Source organism: Methanoculleus sp. UBA291 (genome assembly GCF_002499755.1).
Lineage (GTDB): Archaea > Halobacteriota > Methanomicrobia > Methanomicrobiales > Methanoculleaceae > Methanoculleus > Methanoculleus palmolei.
In genome coordinates, this window is record NZ_DANC01000041.1 from 174,396 (window position 1) to 176,306 (window position 1,911).

Consider the following 1,911-nt stretch of genomic DNA (forward strand, 5'->3'; position numbering starts at 1 on the left):
TTATCCTGATCGGCGGGTAACAGGAGTATGGTGCGGCATGCTTACGGCTGATAGTATCCTCGGAGCGCTGGCGGAGCACCGGGAACGGATCAGAAGCCACGGCGTTCGGCGGATCGGGCTCTTCGGCTCCTTCGCCCGCGGAGAAGAGCGTGAGGGGAGCGATATCGATATCCTCATCGAATTCGAGGAGGGGGAACGTTCCTTCGATGCGTATATGGATCTCAAATTCTTCCTCGAAGATCTCTTCAGGAGGAGAGTCGATCTCGTCGACCGCGATACCGTCAGGCCTGCTCTCGCGCCGTACATCCTCAGGAGCGTCCGGTATGCCCCGGGAATATAACCTCTACCTCCGCGACATTCTCGAGGCGATCGAGAGGATTGAGCAGTATACAGAGGATATGTGTTACGAAGCGTTCACGGAAAACAATCTCGTACAGGACGGAGTGATCCGGAACCTCATGGTCATCGGCGAGGCCACGAAGCTCATCCCCGAGCCGCTCAAAGGAGAGTATAGTAATATCCCCTGGAGAAAGATTGCAGGAATGCGGGACATCCTGATTCACGCCTATTTCGGGGTTCATAACGAGATCGTATGGGACGCTGTCCGGAACAAGCTCCCGGAACTGCAGGTTGCGGTCAGGCAGATGCTCGATAACGAACCTCTCCGGTAACCCCTCTACAACAGCGCCCTTTTGCCCGCTTCATCCGAACATCCCGGGAGGATACATCATGCATGTCCGGAATACAACGCCCCCTCGACGATTTCGGCGCAAGGAAACCCCGGGATCCACGATCCGGAGCCGGCGCGAGCAGCCGCAGCACCCGGAGTCGCGTCGAGGTTGTCACAAAACGCCTCAACCCTTCAAAGGCCTTCGGTCTTCTCAACCCCACTTTCACCCGTATCCCGCGTGAGTTAACGATGGGGGCGGCATGGACGACCGCCCGGCCGTGAATCGGTACCGGGCAATGCTCCGGGATCGCCTCTTTTCGGGGGATGACGGCCGGGACACCCTTCGGCTGCGCGTTATCCACCCGTCCCTTTCTTCCCCGGAATATCGCCTGAAGCGCTGGATCCCCGGGCGGCCGAAAGAGAACCGCTAATACCGCCGGACATCAAGATCCATAATGAGTAACCATGAACGCGTCCCTGTCCGGCAATACGCTCCCCATCCACCCCGGGGGCAGGCCATGCCGGTGAGGCAGGGGCTGATCCCCAGGAAAAGAAGACTCTCTGTTGGTGACGGAGAGACGTGATGGATGCTGTTCCTCGACTAGTGCCCTTTGTCTCCTAATTCTCTAAGATCATGGGGTAGAGTCTCTTGAGTTTCCTCCTCGCATCGGTTGGGGTAAACTGCCAATTCACACCCGTCTGGACTTGGTTCCGCTTTCGGTTCCAGCTTACCACCTCTTCCCGGAGTGCTTCGATGGTCGGGATTCTTCGTTTCAGGCATGACACCCCCGCAACCGGGGGGGGCACCGCCTTCCGGCTTCACCCGGTGAGTTCAACCTCGCCTGCCGCCGTGGACATCCTTCATCACGGTATCGATCTTTTGGGAAATTTCCGCGCTGTAGTAGGCCTCGCCGCACCGGTCGCAGATGAATGCCGGGACATCCCTGACGACAACGATCTCGTCCCCGACCCGTGCAATGAATTCGGTCTTTCCTTCGCGCAGGGTTCCTTTACAGAACGTGCACCTTTCTGGAATCATTTGTTCTCCCCCCCGTTCGCGTATCGATCCGGTGTTCTTCATCCGGTATGTAGGCGGTGATTACGTCCCGATTCGTCTCGTAGACGAGTTCCCGGGGGGTCTTTTCTCCGATCATCCTGGCAACTCTCCTGGAGAATATGAGGGGGTCGAAGGGGGAAAAAGGCCGACCGTAAGGGGTGTATCGGGAAAAATTGTCATCTGC

The 1,911-nt window shown here is 57.7% G+C and carries 3 protein-coding genes; 2 read left to right on the top strand and 1 reads right to left on the bottom strand.

The annotated features are described in order from the left end of the window. The first annotated feature begins 37 nt into the window (after positions 1–37). Both BP737_RS10185 and BP737_RS10190 read left to right on the top strand, forming a co-directional pair. The gene (locus BP737_RS10185) at positions 38–340 is read left to right on the top strand and encodes a nucleotidyltransferase family protein (protein WP_292407110.1); all 303 of its coding nucleotides are present in this window, start codon (positions 38–40) and stop codon (positions 338–340) included. Further along, positions 324–671 (top strand): DUF86 domain-containing protein, encoded by a 348-nt coding sequence (locus tag BP737_RS10190; RefSeq protein WP_292407107.1) that lies wholly within the window; start codon positions 324–326, stop codon positions 669–671. Before BP737_RS10185 ends, BP737_RS10190 begins: the two co-directional genes overlap by 17 nt. Before the next feature lie 831 nt (positions 672–1,502). On the opposite strand, the gene BP737_RS10200 is transcribed toward BP737_RS10190, so the two are convergent. Then, positions 1,503–1,709, bottom strand: coding sequence for a type II toxin-antitoxin system MqsA family antitoxin (locus tag BP737_RS10200; protein WP_342686162.1), 207 nt, complete (start codon positions 1,707–1,709; stop codon positions 1,503–1,505). Between the last annotated feature and the right edge of the window lie 202 nt (positions 1,710–1,911).

Bases quoted from the DNA above. Each gene is read 5' to 3' on its own strand.
- BP737_RS10185 (WP_292407110.1), top strand. From the start codon at position 38: ATGCTTACGGCTGATAGTATCCTCGGAGCGCTGGCGGAGCACCGGGAA.
- BP737_RS10200 (WP_342686162.1), bottom strand. From the start codon at position 1,709: ATGATTCCAGAAAGGTGCACGTTCTGTAAAGGAACCCTGCGCGAAGGA.
- BP737_RS10190 (WP_292407107.1), top strand. From the start codon at position 324: ATGCCCCGGGAATATAACCTCTACCTCCGCGACATTCTCGAGGCGATC.